Annotated in this window: 21 protein-coding genes, 1 rRNA gene and 1 other annotated feature (1 of these 23 cut by a window edge); of the genes, 10 read left to right on the top strand and 12 right to left on the bottom strand. The window is 68.0% G+C overall.

The window, feature by feature from the left end; translation table 11 throughout:
• Nucleotides 1-525, top strand: a sequence feature (23S ribosomal RNA rRNA prediction is too short) (it extends 343 nt beyond the left edge of the window).
• A 108-nt stretch (nucleotides 526-633) separates the two neighbouring features.
• From rrf to BOX37_RS25640, 3 genes are all read left to right on the top strand, one after another.
• A 5S ribosomal RNA gene (gene rrf, locus BOX37_RS25650) occupies nucleotides 634-750 on the top strand.
• A gap of 351 nt (nucleotides 751-1,101) precedes the next feature.
• Nucleotides 1,102-1,845 (top strand): endonuclease NucS, encoded by a 744-nt coding sequence (gene nucS / locus BOX37_RS25645; protein WP_071931882.1) that lies wholly within the window; start codon nucleotides 1,102-1,104, stop codon nucleotides 1,843-1,845.
• Nucleotides 1,846-1,855: 10 nt separating this feature from the next.
• Nucleotides 1,856-2,149, top strand: coding sequence for an ATP/GTP-binding protein (locus BOX37_RS25640; RefSeq protein ID WP_071929866.1), 294 nt, complete (start codon nucleotides 1,856-1,858; stop codon nucleotides 2,147-2,149).
• 86 nt (nucleotides 2,150-2,235) lie between these two features.
• Here BOX37_RS25640 and BOX37_RS25635 read toward each other — a convergent pair whose 3' ends face one another.
• Nucleotides 2,236-3,243, bottom strand: a complete 1,008-nt coding sequence (locus tag BOX37_RS25635; RefSeq protein WP_071929865.1) for a coiled-coil domain-containing protein — start codon at nucleotides 3,241-3,243, stop codon at nucleotides 2,236-2,238.
• Nucleotides 3,244-3,329: 86 nt separating this feature from the next.
• On the bottom strand, nucleotides 3,330-3,791 hold the full coding sequence (gene mce, locus BOX37_RS25630; protein WP_071929864.1) for a methylmalonyl-CoA epimerase: 462 nt from the start codon (nucleotides 3,789-3,791) through the stop codon (nucleotides 3,330-3,332).
• A gap of 131 nt (nucleotides 3,792-3,922) precedes the next feature.
• Between mce and BOX37_RS25625 the strand changes: the two genes are divergently transcribed.
• The 4 genes from BOX37_RS25625 to BOX37_RS25610 all read left to right on the top strand — a co-directional run bounded on the left by BOX37_RS25625 (nucleotide 3,923) and on the right by BOX37_RS25610 (nucleotide 7,716).
• Nucleotides 3,923-5,104: an acetyl-CoA C-acetyltransferase gene (locus BOX37_RS25625; RefSeq protein WP_071929863.1), complete on the top strand. Its 1,182-nt coding sequence runs from the start codon at nucleotides 3,923-3,925 to the stop codon at nucleotides 5,102-5,104.
• A gap of 129 nt (nucleotides 5,105-5,233) precedes the next feature.
• The gene (locus BOX37_RS25620; RefSeq protein WP_420811565.1) at nucleotides 5,234-5,602 is read left to right on the top strand and encodes a DUF3817 domain-containing protein; all 369 of its coding nucleotides are present in this window, start codon (nucleotides 5,234-5,236) and stop codon (nucleotides 5,600-5,602) included.
• A gap of 61 nt (nucleotides 5,603-5,663) precedes the next feature.
• Nucleotides 5,664-6,524: a tetratricopeptide repeat protein gene (locus BOX37_RS25615; RefSeq protein WP_071929861.1), complete on the top strand. Its 861-nt coding sequence runs from the start codon at nucleotides 5,664-5,666 to the stop codon at nucleotides 6,522-6,524.
• 106 nt (nucleotides 6,525-6,630) lie between these two features.
• Complete coding sequence (locus tag BOX37_RS25610; RefSeq protein WP_071931881.1) at nucleotides 6,631-7,716, top strand: class I SAM-dependent methyltransferase; 1,086 nt, start codon at nucleotides 6,631-6,633, stop codon at nucleotides 7,714-7,716.
• Between the two features lie 21 nt (nucleotides 7,717-7,737).
• Here the strand turns inward: BOX37_RS25610 and BOX37_RS25605 are convergent, their stop codons facing one another.
• From BOX37_RS25605 to BOX37_RS25565, 9 genes are all read right to left on the bottom strand, one after another.
• Nucleotides 7,738-8,565 (bottom strand): putative RNA methyltransferase, encoded by an 828-nt coding sequence (locus BOX37_RS25605; RefSeq protein ID WP_084760107.1) that lies wholly within the window; start codon nucleotides 8,563-8,565, stop codon nucleotides 7,738-7,740.
• Between the two features lie 14 nt (nucleotides 8,566-8,579).
• Nucleotides 8,580-8,747, bottom strand: coding sequence for a DUF3117 domain-containing protein (locus tag BOX37_RS25600; protein WP_011211259.1), 168 nt, complete (start codon nucleotides 8,745-8,747; stop codon nucleotides 8,580-8,582).
• Nucleotides 8,748-8,827: 80 nt separating this feature from the next.
• Entirely contained in the window at nucleotides 8,828-9,460 is a 633-nt protein-coding gene (locus BOX37_RS25595; RefSeq protein ID WP_071931880.1) for a DNA-3-methyladenine glycosylase I, read from the bottom strand.
• Nucleotides 9,457-9,777 carry a DivIVA domain-containing protein gene (locus BOX37_RS25590; protein WP_071929859.1) on the bottom strand — a complete coding sequence of 107 codons (321 nt, stop codon included), beginning with the start codon at nucleotides 9,775-9,777 and terminating at the stop codon, nucleotides 9,457-9,459. Before BOX37_RS25590 ends, BOX37_RS25595 begins: the two co-directional genes overlap by 4 nt.
• Before the next feature lie 37 nt (nucleotides 9,778-9,814).
• Nucleotides 9,815-10,951: an Mrp/NBP35 family ATP-binding protein gene (locus BOX37_RS25585; RefSeq protein ID WP_071929858.1), complete on the bottom strand. Its 1,137-nt coding sequence runs from the start codon at nucleotides 10,949-10,951 to the stop codon at nucleotides 9,815-9,817.
• Nucleotides 10,952-11,024: 73 nt separating this feature from the next.
• Complete coding sequence (locus BOX37_RS25580) at nucleotides 11,025-11,888, bottom strand: lytic transglycosylase domain-containing protein (RefSeq protein ID WP_071929857.1); 864 nt, start codon at nucleotides 11,886-11,888, stop codon at nucleotides 11,025-11,027.
• 96 nt (nucleotides 11,889-11,984) lie between these two features.
• Nucleotides 11,985-13,385 (bottom strand): lytic murein transglycosylase, encoded by a 1,401-nt coding sequence (locus BOX37_RS25575; protein WP_071929856.1) that lies wholly within the window; start codon nucleotides 13,383-13,385, stop codon nucleotides 11,985-11,987.
• A 114-nt stretch (nucleotides 13,386-13,499) separates the two neighbouring features.
• Nucleotides 13,500-14,090: a DUF1003 domain-containing protein gene (locus BOX37_RS25570; RefSeq protein WP_071929855.1), complete on the bottom strand. Its 591-nt coding sequence runs from the start codon at nucleotides 14,088-14,090 to the stop codon at nucleotides 13,500-13,502.
• The gene (locus BOX37_RS25565; RefSeq protein ID WP_071929854.1) at nucleotides 14,087-15,397 is read right to left on the bottom strand and encodes a magnesium transporter MgtE N-terminal domain-containing protein; all 1,311 of its coding nucleotides are present in this window, start codon (nucleotides 15,395-15,397) and stop codon (nucleotides 14,087-14,089) included. The genes BOX37_RS25570 and BOX37_RS25565 overlap by 4 nt, the downstream gene beginning before the upstream one ends.
• Before the next feature lie 78 nt (nucleotides 15,398-15,475).
• Here BOX37_RS25565 and BOX37_RS25560 point away from each other — a divergent pair, with 78 nt between their 5' ends.
• The 3 genes from BOX37_RS25560 to BOX37_RS25550 are packed head-to-tail and all read left to right on the top strand — an operon-like array spanning nucleotide 15,476 to nucleotide 17,525.
• A complete protein-coding gene (locus BOX37_RS25560) occupies nucleotides 15,476-16,432 on the top strand; it encodes an HpcH/HpaI aldolase/citrate lyase family protein (protein ID WP_071929853.1) in 957 nt (318 codons plus the stop codon).
• 12 nt (nucleotides 16,433-16,444) lie between these two features.
• The gene (locus BOX37_RS25555) at nucleotides 16,445-16,939 is read left to right on the top strand and encodes a YflT domain-containing protein (RefSeq protein WP_071929852.1); all 495 of its coding nucleotides are present in this window, start codon (nucleotides 16,445-16,447) and stop codon (nucleotides 16,937-16,939) included.
• Nucleotides 16,940-16,943: 4 nt separating this feature from the next.
• Nucleotides 16,944-17,525: a suppressor of fused domain protein gene (locus BOX37_RS25550; protein WP_084760105.1), complete on the top strand. Its 582-nt coding sequence runs from the start codon at nucleotides 16,944-16,946 to the stop codon at nucleotides 17,523-17,525.
• Here BOX37_RS25550 and BOX37_RS25545 read toward each other — a convergent pair.
• A complete protein-coding gene (locus tag BOX37_RS25545) occupies nucleotides 17,522-18,610 on the bottom strand; it encodes a magnesium and cobalt transport protein CorA (protein WP_071929851.1) in 1,089 nt (362 codons plus the stop codon). The genes BOX37_RS25550 and BOX37_RS25545 overlap by 4 nt on opposite strands.
• Between the last annotated feature and the right edge of the window lie 22 nt (nucleotides 18,611-18,632).

The following is an 18,632-nucleotide window of genomic DNA, read 5'->3' as shown; positions in this document are numbered from 1 at the left end:
CGAGCAGGGACGAAAGTCGGGACTAGTGATCCGGCACCGGCAAGTGGAAGCGGTGTCGCTCAACGGATAAAAGGTACCCCGGGGATAACAGGCTGATCTTCCCCAAGAGTCCATATCGACGGGATGGTTTGGCACCTCGATGTCGGCTCGTCGCATCCTGGGGCTGGAGTAGGTCCCAAGGGTTGGGCTGTTCGCCCATTAAAGCGGCACGCGAGCTGGGTTTAGAACGTCGTGAGACAGTTCGGTCTCTATCCGCCGCGCGCGTTAGAAACTTGAGGAAGGCTGTCCCTAGTACGAGAGGACCGGGACGGACGAACCTCTGGTGTGCCAGTTGTTCCGCCAGGAGCACTGCTGGTTGGCTACGTTCGGAAGGGATAACCGCTGAAAGCATCTAAGCGGGAAGCCTGTTCCAAGATGAGGTTTCTCTCCACCTTGAGTGGTTAAGGCCCCCTACAGACCATGGGGTTGATAGGCCGGAACTGGAAGCCAGGTAACTGGTGTAGGTGACTGGTACTAATAGGCCGAGGGCTTATTATCGAAGGTGTTACGCGTCCACTGTGCGGTTTCTGAAACAACACACGACATGGCAGCAAATCCGTTTGGGGAGCGCTGTTGTGGTTGGTTTCATAGTGTTACGGCGGTTATAGCGGTGGGGAAACGCCCGGTCCCATTCCGAACCCGGAAGCTAAGGCCACCTGCGCCGATGGTACTGCACTCGACAGGGTGTGGGAGAGTAGGACACCGCCGGAACATCGTTGCGAAAGGCCCTCCAGCATTGCTGGAGGGCCTTTTTGCGTTTCCGGCTCGGCCTCGTCGGCGTCGGTATTCTCGTTGCCAGTGCGCTCGCCATCTACTTCGCTCGCGTCATCGAGGACAGCAATCCGCTCTCGTTGAACACGCAGGAGCTCGTGCGGCCCGAGATCGGGCAGTGCGCTGCGGCGACGGAGACTGTCGTCGACTGGTCGGCCGTGGTCGCCGACTGTTCGGATCCGGCGGCGACCGGGAAGGGTCTACCTACTGTTTCGCGCCTTTGCCGGGCTGAGGTTCGACGCGGCGGGGCGGGTTTGGTCGTTGCCGGAGGGGGTCGCCTACAGTGTTCGGGTGCGCCTTGTGATTGCTCGTTGCCAGGTTGATTATGTCGGTCGACTGACCGCTCACCTCTCGATGGCTCGTCGGCTGTTGATGATCAAGGCCGATGGATCGGTGCTTGTGCATTCCGATGGGGGCTCCTACAAGCCGCTGAACTGGATGAGTCCGCCGTGCTGGCTGGAGGAACGGGATGTGGCCACGCTGGCGCCCGCGGAGCTGCCCAGGGGCGTGACGGCGCTGCGGGAGGGCAAGACGGGAGTGCCGGCGGCGATCAAGGCGCTGTGGGTGGTCACCAACAAGGCGGGCGAGGAGCTGCGGATCACCATCGAGGACATCGAGCACGATTCCTCGCACGAACTCGGTATCGACCCCGGTCTGGTGAAAGACGGCGTCGAGGCGCATCTCCAGGAGTTGCTGGCCGAGCACGTGACGAAACTCGGCGAGGGATACACGCTGATCCGGCGGGAGTACATGACCGCTATCGGGCCGGTGGACCTGCTGTGCCGGGACGCCGACGGCGCGACGGTGGCGGTGGAGATCAAGCGGCGCGGGGACATCGACGGCGTCGAACAGCTCACCCGGTATCTGGAACTGCTCAACCGTGACCCGCTGCTGGCACCGGTGGCCGGGGTGTTCGCGGCACAGCAGATCAAGCCGCAGGCCAAGTTCCTGGCCGAGGACCGTGGAATCCGCTGCCTCACGCTCGATTACGACGAGCTGCGTGGCACGGAGAGCAACGTTTTCCGCCTGTTCTAGGAACTTCGCCATGCCGCGACGTAAACCGCGCCACAATCGCCGTAGCGGCCCGGCGCCGCTGGGTGACGTCTACGGTCGCACCGAGGCGGGACCGCGCGACGACGAAACCTACATCGTCCGAACGGTGCCCGGCGCGCGGGCCGTGAAGGCCTACCGGTGCCCCGGCTGCGATCACGAGATCGCGCCCGGCGTCGCCCACATCGTCGCCTGGGCGGCCGAGGGCGGCGAGGACGACCGCAGGCACTGGCATCAGGGCTGCTGGAACGGCAGGCGCACCAGGGGTATCACCCGCCGCTGGTCCTGAACACCCGCCGAAAACCGCAGGCCACCTCGATGATTCGAGGCGGCCTGCGGTTTTCCGGTGAAGACGATGTCGTCGTAGGCCCGACGTCAGTTGCTGATGTCGGCGTTCTCACGGTCTTCGTCGACGATGTCTTCGTCGGTGTCGGCGACCTCGGGGATGGCCTTGTTCTGGCGCGAACCCGACACCGACTTGTTGTTGCCGTTGTTGCTGATCGACTTGCGCTCGGGGGCGCCGTCGAGCAGCTCGCTCTCGCGGTTGACCGCGGCGAGCATGGCGGGCACCGAGTCGAGCTGACCACGGATACCGAGCAGCTGGGCCAGCACCCGGCCGCGCAGCACGCGCATCTCCTCGGCCAGCTCCTTCGCGTGCGCGATCTTGCGCTCGGAGGTCTGGGTGGCGGAGCTGATCAGGCGGTTCGACTCGTCGGTCGCGTCCTTGATCCGCTGGGCGGCTTCGGCGCGACTGGTGGCCTCGAGCTCCTCCATGGCACGGGTCAGCTTGGTACGCCGATCGTTCATGGTGGCCTCGAAGTCCTGCTGGGTGGCCTTGCGCTTGGCTTCGGCCTCCTTGCCCAGACGTTCGACATCGGCTTGGGCGGCTTCGATGATCTTGGCCGACTCGGTGCGCGCGTTCGCGAGGGTCTGCTCGAACTCGATCTCGAGCGCCTCGCGCTTCTCCTTGGTCTCCGCGAGCAGCGACTCGTACTTGCCACGCATCTCGGTGGCCTGCTGCTCGGCGATCGACACCATCTCGGCGGCTTCGGCCTGTGCCAGCGCGCGAACCTCGGACGCTTCGTCCGAGGCAAGGCGCAGCATGCGCGAGATTCGGTCGGACATGCCTTCGGCGGTGGTCGGCGGCACGGAAAGCCGGTCGACCTCCTTGCGGAGCTCGTCGATCTCGTCACGCGCGTCTTCCAGCTGGCTGGCGAGATTGCGGGCCTGCGCGGCGGCAGCGTCCCGGTCGGTGGCGGTGACGCGAAGCTCCGCGTCGAAGCGGTCGAAGTAGTTGCGCACCTCGTCTTGCGCATAACCCTTGCGCACAACGGTGAAGGGCAGTGCAACGAAGCGATTGCGATCGGACTCAGGTGACGACATGGCACACAAAATACAGCCTCGAGCGAGGCTATGGAGACTCGACCGTGATTGTGATCTCGCCGAGATTTACCGAGCCTATCCGCCTACTAGTGCGTAACATCCGGGTTCGGCTCGACGAGCTCGACCAGCACACCGCCAGCATCCTTCGGATGAATGAAGTTGATGCGGGAATCGGCGGTGCCGTGGCGGGGTGCTTCGTACAGCAAACGTAGCCCGCGATCACGCAGGAAACCCGAGACCGCCTCGATGTCGGTGACCCGGTAGGCCAGCTGCTGCAGGCCCGGCCCGCTGCGGTCGATGAACTTGGCGATCGTCGATTCGGGGGTCAGCGGCGCCAGCAACTGCAGGGCGGTCGCGCGGTCGGCCGCGGCGGGGCACGAGAGCATCGCCTCGACGACGCCCTGTGCCTCGTTGACCTCTCGGTGTGTCTCGACCATGCCGAGGTTGTCGGTGTACCAGGCCACCGCGGCGTCCAGATCGGGCACGGCGATGCCCACGTGGTCGACGGCGATGACGTAGTCGGCGGGGATGAAGTTCACGTTGCTCACCCCACGAAGCTAGCCCGCACCTGCGTGCCGGGCACGCGCCGATACCGGTTACCGTTGAGTGCAACCCTTGACGCCGACGGTCCCGCCGTTCGCGTCGTGGCGAGGTTCGACTCAATGAATGCGAGGCTTTCGTGACGACTTCTGTCATCGTGTCCGGTGCGCGTACCCCGGTCGGCAGGCTGCTGGGCGGCCTCAAGGGCTTCAAGGCCTCGGATCTGGCCGGTGTGGCTATCAAGGCGGCGCTCGAGAAGAGCGGTGTCGCGCCCGAGCAGGTCGACTACGTGATCCTCGGCCAGGTGCTGCAGGCCGGTGCTGGGCAGCTGCCCGCCCGCCAGGCCGCGATCGCCGGCGGTATTCCGCTGGACGTGCCCTCGGTACTGATCAACAAGGTCTGCCTGTCCGGCATCAACGCGATCGCGCTGGCCGACCAGCTGATCCGCGCCGGTGAGCACGAGATCATCGTGGCCGGGGGCATGGAGTCGATGAGCCAGACCCCGCACCTGCTGCCCAAGAGTCGTGAGGGCTTCAAGTACGGCGACACCACCCTGGTCGACCACATGGCCTACGACGGACTGCACGACGTGATCACCGACCAGGCGATGGGTCTGCTCACCGAGGATCGCAACGATCTGGACAAGGTGAGCCGCGAAGAGCAGGACGCGCTGGCCGCGGCCTCGCACCAGCGTGCCGCCGCCGCGTGGAAGAACGGCGTCTTCGACGACGAGGTCGTGCCGGTCGCGGTGCCGCAGCGCAAGGGTGACCCGATCTACGTCACCGAGGACGAAGGCATCCGCCCTGAGACCACCGTCGAGTCGCTGGGCAAGCTGCGTCCGGCCTTCCGCAAGGACGGCACCGTGACCGCGGGCACCGCTTCGCAGATCTCCGACGGCGCGGCCGCGGTGATCGTGATGAGCAAGGCCAAGGCGCAGGAGCTGGGGCTGGAGTGGATCGCCGAGATCGGCGCGGCCGGTCAGGTCGCCGGTCCGGACTCGACCCTGCAGGACCAGCCGGCCAACGCCATTCTCGCCGCCTGCGCGAAGGAGGGCATCACGCCCGCCGAGCTGGATCTGATCGAGATCAACGAGGCGTTCGCGGCCGTGGGGGTGTCCTCGACCAAGAAGCTGGGCTACGACCCGGAGAAGGTCAACGTCAACGGTGGGGCGATCTCCATCGGGCACCCGCTCGGCATGTCCGGTGCGCGGATCCTGCTGCACCTGGCGCTGGAGCTGAAGCGGCGCGGTGGTGGCGTGGGTGCCGCGGCGCTGTGTGGTGGTGGCGGCCAAGGTGACGCCTTGATCATTCGAGTGCCCTAGGTTCCGGGGTGTTGGGCCGGGTGCGCGTGTTCGCGTACCCGGCCCTTGTTGTTCGGCGGGGTGGGCGTGGCTGGGAGTGTGGCGGGGTCCACTACATGGTGTCGTAGATCATGCTGCACAATGGTGCGCATGGGTTTCTTCGATTTGCGGTCCACTGCCAGTCGTTTCCGGTTCTTCGCGGTGCTCGAGGCGCTGTCCTGGATCGGGTTGCTGGTCGGCATGGCGTTCAAGTACATCCCGGCCGAGGGCAATGAGATCGGCGTGAAGATCTTCGGGCCGGTGCACGGCGCGATCTTCGTGCTGTTCTTGATCACCGCGCTGCTGACCGCGCGCGAGCTGAGCTGGGGCTGGAAGACCACCGTCCTGGCGCTGCTGTCGAGCATTCCGCCGCTGGCCACCGTCGTGTTCGAGGTGTGGGCGGTGCGCACCGGTCAGCTGGGTGAGCTGAGCGCTGACGCGAGCAAGGGCTCCGCGGCAGCCACCCCGGCCGCTTCGTGACAAACTGGGAAGCGTGACTCGACCCGCTGCCCGTCGTCCTTCGCCCGCCGTCGCCGCTGCCATGTCCGGTGCGGTTGACCTGTCCGCGCTGAAGCAGCCGCCCGCCGCGTCCGGTGGGGCGGCTGCGGCCCCGGGGAACCACACGGTGACCGAGGCGGATTTCGAGAGCAAGGTGATCCGCCGCTCGATGCAGGTGCCCGTGGTGGTCGCGCTGTACTCGCAGCGCAGCCCGGGCAGCGTCGAGCTGGTTCGCACGCTGGAACGGCTCAATGCCGGCGACGGTGGCTCCTGGGACCTGGCGACCATCGAAGCCGAACCCAATATGAACATCGTCCAGGCGCTGCGCGTGCAGGGCATTCCGACGGTGATCGCGGTGGCAGGCGGCCAGCCGCTGGCCGATTTCGAAGGCGCGCAGCCGGAACCACAGGTACGCCAGTGGCTCGACGCGGTGATCGACGCGACCGCGGGCAAGCTGGAGGGCGACGCAAGCGCCCAACCGGAGCCCGAGGTCGAGGACCCGCGCTTCGTCGCCGCCGAGGACGCACTGTCCGAAGGCGACATCACGGGCGCCGAGGCGGCCTACGAGGCCATCCTGGCCGAGGAACCGGCCAACGAGGAAGCCAAGGCCGCCCTGCGCCAGCTGCGCTTCCTGACCAGGGCCCAGCAGATCGACCCGGCCGTGGTCGCCACCGCCGACGCCGACCCGGCCAACCTGGACGCCGCCCTCGACGCCGCCGACGTGGAACTGCTCGAACAGCGCCCCGAGGCGGCCTTCGACCGCATCATCGCCATCGTCAAGCGCACCGCGGGCGACGATCGCACCCGGGCCCGCACCCGCCTGCTGGAACTGTTCGAACTGTTCGACCCCGCCGAGCCCTTCGTCATCGCGGCCCGCCGCAAACTCGCGACCGCTCTGTACTGACCAACCCGTCCCGAGGCCGCCCCCACCGAACCGTCGGGGCGGCTTCGCCGTATCTCCTCCTAGACCCGTGGCATCCCGCCGCGAGCTGACGCGAGGAGAGAACACCATGACCTCACTCGACCACTCGGCTGCGGTCGATCCGGCCGCCGTGGAAGCGTTCGCGGGCACCATGATCGAAATGCTCGATCACGCGAGCGCCGCGTTGATGATCAGCATGGGCCACCAGGTCGGCCTGTTCGACGCGATGGCGGCCGCCCCCGGCGCGACCAGTGCGCGGCTCGCCGCCTCGGCTGACCTCGATGAGCGCTATGTGCGTGAATGGCTCGGCGCCGTCACCACCGCGGGCATCGTGGACTACGACCCGGGCACCGCGACCTACACCCTGCCGCCCGCGCACGCGGCCAGCCTGACCAGGGCGGCCGGGCCGGACAATCTGGCGCGAGTCATGCAGTTCATCGCCCAGCTCGGCGAGGTGGAACCGAAGATCGTCGAACGATTCCGCACCGGTGGTGGTCTGTCGTACGAGGACTACGGGCGGTTCCACGCGCTGATGGCCGAGGAGAGCGCCGAGGTCTTCGACGCCGCGCTGCTCGACGTGATCCTGCCGCTGGCACCGGGGCTGCCGGAGCGGCTACGCGCGGGCATCGACGTGGCCGATATCGCTTGTGGCAGCGGGCATGCTCTCAATCTGATGGCGGCGGCCTTCCCGGCGAGCCGGTTCACCGGATACGACTTCTCCGCCGACGCGGTCGAGGTGGGTATGGCCGAGGCGAAGGCCATGGGGCTGACCAACGTCGCGTTCGTCGTGCAGGACGTCGCGGAGCTGCATGCTCCCGAATCCTGCGATCTGATCACGGTCTTCGACGCCGTCCACGATCAGGCTCATCCGGCCCGGGTACTCGCCAACATCGCTGACGCGCTCCGTGCCGGTGGCGTGTTCCTGATGGTCGACATCCATGCCTCCAGCATGCTCGAGGAGAACATCGACCTGCCGCTCGGCCCCTTCCTCTACACCGTGTCGACGATGCACTGCATGTCGGTCTCGCTCGGTCAGGGCGGCGACGGGCTCGGGACGGTCTGGGGTGAACAGCGCGCGCTGTCGATGCTGGCCGACGCGGGTTTCACCGAGGTGGCGACCAGCCACGTCGACGGCGATCCGCTCAACACCTATTACATCGCGCGGAAGAGCTGAGCGCGTCTCCGCTCGGCTCGGTCACGAGTTGAGCAGATAGGTCGACACCGTGACCGAGGCGGTGACCTCGGTGCTGTCCGGCAACGACGCGATGCGCGGGTCGTCGGCGGGGGCGCCATGGAAGGCCGACGGGCCCATCGCGATCACGTGGGTGACATCGGCACGGGAGAGTTTCATCGGAAACTCGACGTGGGTGTGCTCGGCTCGGGTGAAGGTGCCGGCCAGCGAGTCCGCGAGGCGACGGTCCTTGTCGGGGTCGACGCGGACCATGTCGAGCGGGCCGACCAGCTCGCCCAGGTGCCCGGTGGTGGGGGTGACCACGACGAACCGGCCGCCCGGTGCGAGGACGCGGGCGATCTCGGCGGGGTTGCGTGGGGCGAAGACCGAGAGCACCCCGGTGAGGGTGCTGTCGCGAAGCGGGAGGCCGAGCCAGGCGTCAGCGAGGATCGAGGCCATGCGGGGATGTGCGCGGGCGGCTCTACGGGCGGCCGGTTTCGATACATCGAGCGCGATGCCGAGAGCATCGGGTGCGGCGTCGAGGGTCTCGGCCAGGTAGTAGCCGGTGCCCGCACCGACCTCGAGGACCGCGTTGCCTTCAGTCTGTGCGCCCTCGGTGCAGGCGCGTGCCGCTGCCCCGGCGATGGGCGCGAAGTGCCCGGTGCCCTGGAAGGCCGCGCGGGCGTCGAGCATGTCGGCGGTGTCGCCGGTCATCTTCGTCGACGCACCGGTCAGCAGTCCGACATAACCTTGCCGGGCGATGTCGAAGCTGTGTCCGCGGTCGCAGCGCAACACGTGCTCGTGCGTGTGCAGGTCGTGGCCGCACTCCGGACAGGCCAGGAGTGCGGCCACCTCGGACAGTGCGGTCAGCTGGTGACGCTCTTCAGTTCGTCACCGAGCGCCGCAGCCTCGTCCGGTGTGAGTTCGACGACCAGACGCCCGCCACCCTCGAGTGGAACCCGCATGACGATTCCACGACCTTCCTTGGTTGCCTCGAGGGGACCGTCCCCGGTACGGGGCTTCATGGCCGCCATCCTCTGCTCCCTCCAGATCTGCGCGGTGGAGTGCGCACCTGTTCTCTGGCTCGCCGGGTGTTCGGTGAGCCACACCGGCCCTATTCTTCCCTATCACCGTCGCGGGCGGACACCTGAGTACGAAATGTGACTGGTGAGTCGGTTTCGGTCGGGGCGGCTTGCACCCAGCAAACCTCCAGGTGATCGTCTACCATCCCGGTCGCCTGCATGAGGGCATAGGCCGTCGTCGGGCCGACGAAAGCGAACCCGCGACGCTTCAATTCCTTTGCCAGAGCAATGGATTCGGTTGTGGTGGCCGGTACCTCGGCAATCGTGGCCGGGCGCGGGCGCGGCGCGGGTGCGAACGACCACACCAGCTCGTCGAGGCCGATCGGCAGGTTGCGAGCAACCCGGGCGTTGGTGATCGCGGCGTCGATCTTGGCGCGATTGCGCACGATGCCCGCGTCGGCCAGCAGTCGCGCGCGGTCGTCATCGCCGAATTCGGCGACCTTCGCGATCTCGAAACCGGCGAAGGCGGCGCGGAACGCGGGCCGCTTGCGCAGGATGGTGATCCAGGCCAGCCCGGACTGGAATGCCTCGAGGCACAGCCGTTCGAACAGGGCGTCGTCGCCGTGCAGGGGCCGGCCCCACTCGGTGTCGTGGTACTCGCGGTAGAGCTGGGAACCGGTCGACCAGGGGCAGCGGACGAGCCCGTCGTCGACGAGCTCGGTCACGGGCGGTCCGGTCCGGCGACCACCTGCGCCTGCCACTGGCGCGCCTGGGCGAGTTCGAGCTCGAGTTCATCGATCCGCTCGGCGAGTCGGCCCAGCGCCCAATCCACCTCTTCAGCCTTGTATCCGCGGACCACTTGCTGGAACCGCAATGCCCGCACATCGGCCCCGGTGACGCCGTGGGCGGGCAGCACCGTCGCGGTCGTACCCTCCGGCAACGGCCCGAGCTCCTCGGAGCGGCCGAACACCGCACTCGCGACAAGGAACAGCACCGCCGCGACCAACCCGACGATGAGGACGTATAGCAGCAGCGTCAGCATGTAACCAGACTAAGCAAGGCCACCGACAATGCTCGAATCAGAGATGCCTGGTGGTATCGATGCCAAGGGACATGCCCGCCAGGCCGCGTTTGCGGATGGCGAGCTTGTCGGCGACGCCTTGCAGGGCCTTGGCGGCCGGGTTGTCCGGGTCGCTCAGCACGATCGGGGTGCCCTCGTCGCCGCCTTCGCGCAGGGCCTGTTCGATCGGGATCTGACCGAGCAGCGGAACGTTCGCGCCGACCGCTCGGGTGAGACTGTCGGCGACGACTTGGCCGCCGCCGGTGCCGTAGAGGTCCATTCGGGAACCGTCGGGCAGGTCCAGCCAGGACATGTTCTCGACCACGCCGGCGATGCGCTGGCGGGTCTGCAGGGCGATCGCGCCCGCCCGCTCGGCCACTTCGGCTGCGGCCACCTGCGGGGTGGTGACGACCAGGATCTCGGCATTCGGGATCAGCTGGGCGATGGAGATCGCGACGTCGCCGGTGCCGGGCGGCAGGTCGAGCAGCAGTACGTCCAGGTCGCCCCAGAACACGTCGGCGAGGAACTGCTGCAGCGCGCGGTGCAGCATCGGGCCGCGCCACACCACCGGGGTGTTGCCCTGGGTGAACTGCGCGATCGAGATCATCTTCACGTTGTGCGCGACCGGCGGCATGATCATCCGCTCGACCTGGGTGGGTTTGGCATCCGAGCCGAGCATGCGGGGGATGGAGTGGCCGTAGATGTCGGCATCGAGCACACCGACCGACAGGCCGCGCTCGGCCAGCGCCACCGCGAGGTTGGCGGTGACGCTGGACTTGCCGACCCCGCCCTTCCCGGAAGCGACGGCGTAGACGCGGGTGAGCGAACCGGGCTGGGCGAACGGGATGACCGGCTCGGCGGAGTCACCACGCAGCGACTTGCGCAGTTCGGTGCGCTGCTCGTCGCTCATCACATCGAGATCGACCGACACCGCACCGGCACCGGGCACATCCGCGACGGCTTTGGTGACCCGCTGGATGATCTCGGTGCGCAGCGGGCACCCCGAGGTCGTCAGGTAGATCTCGACGTGCACGTCACCGCTGTCGGCGATGGCGATGCTCTTGACCATGCCCAACTCGGTGATCGGCTTGCGGATCTCCGGATCGTCGACCTTCGCGAGCGCGGCCCGCACATCCGCTTCCGTAATCACTGGCATACATCCGATGTTAGGCGTGCCCCGATCAGTCGGTGACCCGGGGACGACAGTCCCCGGCCGACCGGGTGGATTCCTAGTGGATCCGCGGCAGGTCCTGTGGCTTCGGGGCCAGGCCGCTCGAGTAGGAACCCGACCACGCCATGACATTGGCGACATAGGCCATCGAATTGTTGTAGCGCAGGATCGCCTTGGACTGCTGGGACAGATCACGCATGTTCAGGCCGCCGTCGCACAGGTACCGGCCCGCGGTGAGTGCCGCGTCGAACAGGTTCTGTGGGTCGGAGACGCCGTCGCCGTTGCCGTCGGCGGCGTAGCGGTGCCAGGTCTCGGGCAGGAACTGCATCGGGCCGACGGCACGGTCGTAGCCGCTGATGCCGTCGAGCACGCCGCTGTCGCTGTCGTAGATGACATTGTTCCCGGACAGGCTGCCGTCGAGGACCGGCCCGTAGACCGCCTTGATCGGGTTGCCGTCCGCGTCCGCCTTGCCGAAGGCGTGGGTGGACTCGACGCGACCGATGCCGGCCAGCAGCGACCAGGACATCCCGCAGTGCGGATTCTCCACGGCCAGCTGCTCTTCGGCGTTCTGGTAGGCGGCGACCGCGATGCCGGGAATGCCGAGCGGGCCCGCGGGCAGATCGGCGGCGACGCGATCACCCGGCAGCGCAACGGTTTTCACGACCGGCGTCGCCGACGGCGACTGACGTGCCTCCGCGTGCGCGACCTCGACGATGTCGGCCAGTGGCGAGGCGGCCAGCTCGGGCCCGGCCTCGGGATCGACATCGGGCAGCAGGTCGTGCTCGACCGCCGCGGTGGCTGTGCTGGTCGCGTCGGTCGAGGCGGCGGTAACGCCCACGAGTCCGGCGGGGACCAATCCGGTCAGTGCGATGAGCGAGCTACGGCGAACCGTGGTAGCAGGCTGTTTTCGATGACGACCCACTGTGTGGTGCCCTCCTCAACCGTGTTGGATGAGAAGAGATTACCGCACCCGAGATCTTTTTGTTACCCCTCTGTGATCTGAATTCCGGTTTGATTTCTAGGGCATTGCGGGGGCGGGCGGCAGCGGGATGACGATGTTGAACGGCAACGTGATCGCGGGCGGCGGCGGGGGCGCGACCGGCGCGGGCGGCGCGGGGGCGGGCTCCTCGGTCGGCGCGATGCCGGGCTCCGGCGTCTTCTGGGGCGCGGCGGGCGCCGGGGTGCCGGCCGGCGCGGCCGGTGCCGCCTCGGGCGCCGCAGGGGTGCACACGGTCGCCTCGGTCTGCTCGCCAGGGGCCGGCGGATCCTGTGCCGCCGGGTCTTTCGGCGCCGCGGCGCCGAAGGTCTGCTCGACCGGCTCGCGTGCCGGATCGAGTGGGTTCGGCATCCCGGCGGGCTGCGGGGCGCTCGCGCACGTCTCCGGCTCGGGCGGGGGCGGCGGGCAGAAGATGCCGCAGGGGATCGGCGGCAGGCCGGGCAGGGTGATCATCACCTGCGTCGGCGTGGTGACCTTGGGTGTGTTCGGCGGCAGCTGGGCGGCCGTGGACGGCGGCGCCGCGGTGGTGGGTGCGTCGGTCGAGGCGGCCAACACGTTCGGCGAGACCATCGGGGCGCTGCCCGGCGGCACGATCTCCGGTGAGATGGCGACCTGGCTCGGCGCGCCACCGTTGCGGTACGCGGCCGACCAGCTCAGCACATTGGCCGCGTAGGACATGGAGTTGTTGTAGCGCAGCACGGCTCGCAGTTCCTGGGCCGCCTCGCGCAGATTCATCCCGCCCGAGCACAGGTACTTGCCCGCGGCGAGCGCGGCGTCGAAGACATTGTGCGGATCGGAGACGCCGTCACCGTTGCCGTCGGCGGCGTAGTGCACCCAGGTGGTCGGCAGGAACTGCATGGGCCCGACGGCCCGCATGAAACCGCCGTCGGCTTCCTTGATGATCTCGTTGCCCGGCAGGGTGCCATCGAGTGCCGGACCGAAGATCGGGGTGGTCGTCGTGCCCGCGGCGTCGGTGCGGCCGCTACTGGCGTGCCCGGATTCGATGCGGCCGATCCCGGCCAGCAGGTTCCAGGTGAGTCCGCACCCGGGCTGGGCGGTCTCCAGTGCGAGTTCGGCATTGCGGTAGGCGGCCAGCACGATCTCCGGGATGCCGAGGGCGCCGCTACCGGGCGGTAGCGAAATGCTCTGCAGTGGAACGGTTCCGGCGAACGGCGCCAGACTGTTCGCCGAGGGGGAGAGGGCGCGCAGCTTGCGCGGCGCCTCCTGGGAGACCGGCAGCAGCCCGACGACCTCGGAGGGATCGGTCTCGGCCGGTTCGTCGGTGGTGCTCGCCGAGGCCGCGAGCAGGGCCTCCGGTGCGGTCGGCGCGGTACTCGGCGTCGAAGTGTTCGCCGCCGACCCGGACGCGACAAGTCCTGCGACGACGAGGGCCGACATCGTTATCGGAGCAGAGATTCGCATGCGGGCCACACCCTTTACGTCGAAGCAGCGGCACCGCAGAGTCCCCCCTCCGGCCCGCCCGGAACAACGTGATCCAGGTTACCTACCGGTCAGGTAGTTATAGAGCATTTCCGGTTACTCATCTGGAGTACCTGGCGAAATGGGGGCGGTGGAGGGTGTTTGACCGGAGGTTTTCTTGCGTGCGACCTTGCGCTTCTTCTCCGCCTTCGGCGCGCCGTCGGGTGTGGTGACCGCGTCGATGCGGTCGAGGACCTCTTTGATCTCCTCCAGCTCGCGGCGCAGATAGTCGCGGGTGGCGACCTCGCCGACCGCCAACCGCAGCGAGGCGAGTTCCCTGGCGAGGAACTCGGTGTCGGCCTTGGTCTGCGCCGCGCGGGTCCGGTCCTCCTCGAGGGAGACCTTGTCCCGGTTGTCCTGGCGATTCTGAGCCAGCAGGATCAGCGGCGCCGCGTAGGCGGCCTGCGTGGAGAAGGCGAGATTGAGCAGGATGAACGGGTAGGGGTCCCACCGCAGCGCGATCACGAAGACGTTGAGCAGGATCCACACGATGACGATCACCGTCTGGATCGCCAGGTAGCGCCCGGTGCCGAGGAACCGGGCGACCCGCTCGCTGAACTTCGCGACCGCCTCGGAGTCCCATTCGAAGGTGAATCGCGAGCCCGACGGCGTCTCCAGCCGCTGGCGCGACGGGTTCTTCTCGCTCACGACCGGCCTCCGCTCGGCTGGATCGAATCGGCCTCGACGGGCGCGAGCGGCGGTGCCTCTTCTCGCCAGTCCTCGGGCAGCAGGTGATCGAGGACATCGTCGACGGTCACCGCGCCCAGCAGATGGTTCTCGGCGTCGACGACCGGGCCGCACACCAGGTTGTAGGTGGCGAAATAGCGGGTCACCGCCGAGAGCGGCAGGTCCGGCGACAGCGGCGACAGATCGGCGTCGACGATGCCGCCGACAATGTGGGCGGGCGGCTCGCGCAGCAACTGCTGGATGTGCACGCAGCCGAGGTAGCGGCCGGTGGGAGTGGCGGTCGGCGGCCGGACGACGAAGACCATCGAGGCCAGCGCCGGTGTGAGATCGGGGTCGCGGACCCTGGCCAATGCCTCGGCGACGGTGGTCGATGGACTGAGCACGACCGGTTTCGGCGTCATCAGACCGCCCGCGGTGTCGGGGGAGTGCGTGAGCAACCGGCGCACCGGCTCGGATTCCTCCGGGTCCATCAGCGCCAGCAGGGATTCGGCTTCGCTCTCGGGCAGCTCGCCGAGCAGGTCGGCGGCGTCGTCGGGGTCCATCGCCTCGAGCACGTCGGCGGCGCGGCGCACCTCGAGATGCCCGAGCAGGTCGACTTGGTCGTCGTCGGGCAGTTCCTGGACCACGTCGGCGAGGCGTTCGTCGTCGAGGGCGAGCGCCGCCTCGATGCGGCGCTTCTCGGGCAGTTCGCGCAACCGGTGCGCCACATCGGCGGCGCGCAGCCCCTCGAACTGCGCGAGCAGACTGGTGACGTCCTGCCCCGGCTTGCCCACCTCCGTCGGGGTCAGCCCACTGACCTGCGACCAATCGACCACGTGCACCGTCCGCCGGCGCCCGATCCGCCGATGCCCGCGCACCGCGACCCGGCTGACGACCCAGTCCCTGGTCCTGGTCTGCTCGATCCCGAGGTCGGTGACATGGACGTCGACACCGTCGAGGTCGGGCAGGTCGGGATCGTGCACCCGCACCGCCGTGTCGACGACCTGGTCCAGCGCCAGCAATTCCCCGGCGCGCTGGGCGAATCGGCGCAGGCTGACGGTACCGGTGTTGAGGGTGACCATCCCGGGTTCGATCGCGGTGACTCGCAGCATCGGCACGAAAATCCGCTGCCGGGTGAGCAGTTGGACGACCAGACCGTGCACGCGCGGCTGCTGGCGACCGAAGCGGACGGCCACGACCACATCGCGGACCCGGCCGATAGACTCCCCGTCCGGACCCAGCACCGTGAGCCCGGCGAGTCGGGCGACATACACCCTGGTGGTTGCCATGACCCTCAGGCTAGGCGGTCCGCAATGGCCGGGCACACCACGCCACGGCCGGTGTGACGAACAACAGGAGGAGCGCCGATGAAGCCCCGCCGTTCGGTACTGGCCGTGCCAGGCAGCAATCCGAAGATGATCGCCAAAGCCAAGGGGCTGCCGGTCGACGAGGTGTTCCTCGATCTGGAGGACGCGGTGGCGCCCGGCGCCAAGGCCGCCGCCAGGGCCAACATCGTGGCCGCGCTCAATGAACCGGGCTGGGGTGCTCAGCTGCGGGTGGTGCGGGTCAACGACTGGTCCACCGAATGGACCTACGCCGACGTGATCACCGTCGTCGAGGGCGCGGGCGCGGACATCGATGCGATCCTGCTGCCCAAGGTGGTCGACGCGGGTCAGGTGCGGGCCCTGGATCTGCTGCTGACCCAGTTGGAGAAGGCGAGCGGTCTCGAGGTGGGCCGCATCGGCATCGAACCGCAGCTCGAGAACGCGCGCGGCCTGCGCGCGATCGACGAGATCGCCACCGCCAGCGCGCGGGTGCAGGCGCTGGTGTTCGGTCCGGCCGATTTCATGGCCAGTATCAACATGCGCACGCTGGTGGTCGGTGAGCAGCCCGACGGCTACGACGTCGGTGACGCCTACCACCACATCCTGATGACCATCCTGCTCACCGCCCGCGCGCACGGCCTGCAGGCGATCGACGGTCCGTATCTGCAGATCCGCGATGTCGAGGGGTTCCGCCGGGCCGCCGCCCGCACGGCCGCACTCGGTTTCGACGGCAAATGGGTCCTGCACCCCGGCCAGATCGACGCCGCCAACGAGATCTTCAGCCCTCGCCAGCGCGATTACGACCGGGCCGAGGAGATCCTCGAGGCCTACGCCTTCCACACCTCCGCCGCGGGTGGCGCGCGTGGCGCGGTGATGTTGGGAGATGAGATGATCGATGAAGCCAGCGCGAAAATGGCTCAGGTGATTGCTGACAAGGGTCGCGCTGCCGGAATGACGCGCACAACGCGTTTCACTCCGCCATCACCGGATCAGGAATAGCAGAATGGGACTATGACGAATCCCTTGGGCAACCCGAATCGCGGACGGCAGGCGTTGCCGACGCCGCCGACGGGCTGGCCGGTCGGCTCGTATCCGACCTATGCCGAGGCACAGCGTGCTGTCGACTACCTCGCCGACGGGCAGTTCCCGGTGGGCGATGTGACCATCGTCGGCGTCGACCTGATGCAGGTCGAGCGGGTGCTGTACCGGCTGACCTGGGGCAAGGTCATCGGCGGTGGCGTGGTGTCGGGCGCGTGGCTCGGCCTGTTCCTCGGTCTGCTGCTGAGCCTGTTCACCACCACCGGTGGGGCGCTCGGCCCGCTGGTCGTCGGTCTGCTCGGCGGCATCGTCTTCGGTGTCATCACGACCTCGATCCCGTACGCGGCCACCAAGGGCCAGCGCGACTTCGCCTCCACCTTGCAGCTCGTCGCCGGTCGCTACGACGTGCTGTGCGACCCCAAGTCCGCCGAACGCGCCCGCGACATGTTGGCCCGATTGGCTCTGTGAGCCAATGGATGTGGTGAACACGGTCCGCACCGCGGTGCTGGACCACTACGGTGTCGAGCGCGCGCAGATCGACTCGGCCTCGGTCACCTTCCTCGGTGTGGAGCCGATCGAGATCCTGCGTATCCCCGGTGACGGCGCGGTGCACTACGCGACCCTGGGCGGCTCACGGCATCCGATGGGCGATCCGGCCGACCTGCTCGCCGACCCGGTGCGCGGCCCGCGCGCCGAACTGGTGCTGACCCTGCTGCTGAGCGCGGGACCGCAGGCCGGCGTCGCCCGGTCGCTGGGTGTGCTCGTCGCCACGCCCTTGGTGGAAGGCGTTGTGCTGCAAGCGGACGCACTGCTGGACCTGGGAGAACCACTGTGGCACAACGCGAAGTTCACCGCGGTGCTGCTCGGCGAGAGCGAGGTCCCCGAGGTGGAACTGCCCGATCCCGCCGAGCCGGTGCGCTACCTGAGCGTCACCCCGGTGACCGCGACCGAGGCCGCCTGGGTGCGAGTGCGTGGTGCGCAAGCCCTGCGCGAGGCCTGGACCGAGGCCGGTATCGATGTGCGTGATCCCGCGCGCGGCGCGGTGAATCTCTAGAGCCACTTGTTGCGGCGGAAACTGCGGAACAGCAGCCCACACAGCACCGCCATGAGAGCCAGCACCGCGGGATAACCCCACGGCTGGTGCAGCTCCCACATGACATCGAAGTTCATGCCGTAGACCCCGGCGATCAGCGTGGGCACGGCCGCCATGGCGGCATAAGCCGAGATCTTGCGCATGTCGGTGTTCTGCTGGACGCTGATCTTGGCCAGCGCCGCGTTGACCAGGCCGCTGAGTGATTCGTCGAAATAGGTGATGTGCTCGGAAACACTGGTGTGGTGATCGGCGACATCGCGCATGTAGCGCCGGATCTCAGTGGGCACCGGCAGGCCCTGGTCCTGGGCCAGCCGCTCGAGCGGAATCGCCAAGGGGGAAACCGCCCGGCGCAGTTCGACCACTTCGCGTTTGAGTTGATAGATCGAGCCGATGCCGATCTTCGACGACGGCGTGAACACCGCCTCCTCCATCTCGGCGATGTCCTGCTCGATCGACTCCGCGACCTCGACATAGGAGTCGACCACGTGATCGGCGACGGCGTGCAGCACCGCGCACGGCCCGAAGACGAGCTGTTCGGGACGCTTTTCCAGATCCTGGCGCACCCCGGCGAGTCCGGTGTGCTCGCCGTGGCGCACGGTGATCGCGAAACGCGGTCCGGTGAAGACCATGATGTCGCCGGTCTCGACGATCTCGCTGGTCGAGTCGATCTCATGGTCGACGTAGGAGACCGTGCGCAGCACCAGGAACAGCGTGTCGTCGTAGCGTTCGAGTTTGGGGCGCTGACGGCCCTGCACCGCGTCGACGACGGTGTCCTCCACCGCCAGCGGGTGCAGGCCGAAGATCTCGGCGATGTCGTTCATCTGGGTCTCGTCGGGATCGTGCAGCCCGACCCAGACGAAACCCGAGTCGGTCTCGCCCGACCTGGTGAACGCCTCGCGCGGGGTGAAGTGCCCCGCCAGCCGTTTCCCGTCGACGTAGACCGCGCAGTCGACGATCGCCCGCGCCGTCGGCACGGGGATCCGCGGCCGCGACGGCGCCGGGCGACCTGATCCACGAAACGACGGCATGGACGGGAGCGAGGGCACGGGTGGATGCTACGGGCCCGCA

Source organism: Nocardia mangyaensis, from assembly GCF_001886715.1.
Taxonomy (GTDB): domain Bacteria; phylum Actinomycetota; class Actinomycetes; order Mycobacteriales; family Mycobacteriaceae; genus Nocardia; species Nocardia mangyaensis.
Note: the sequence above shows the minus strand (reverse complement) of the source record. Positions and strands in the feature narration are given on the sequence as shown.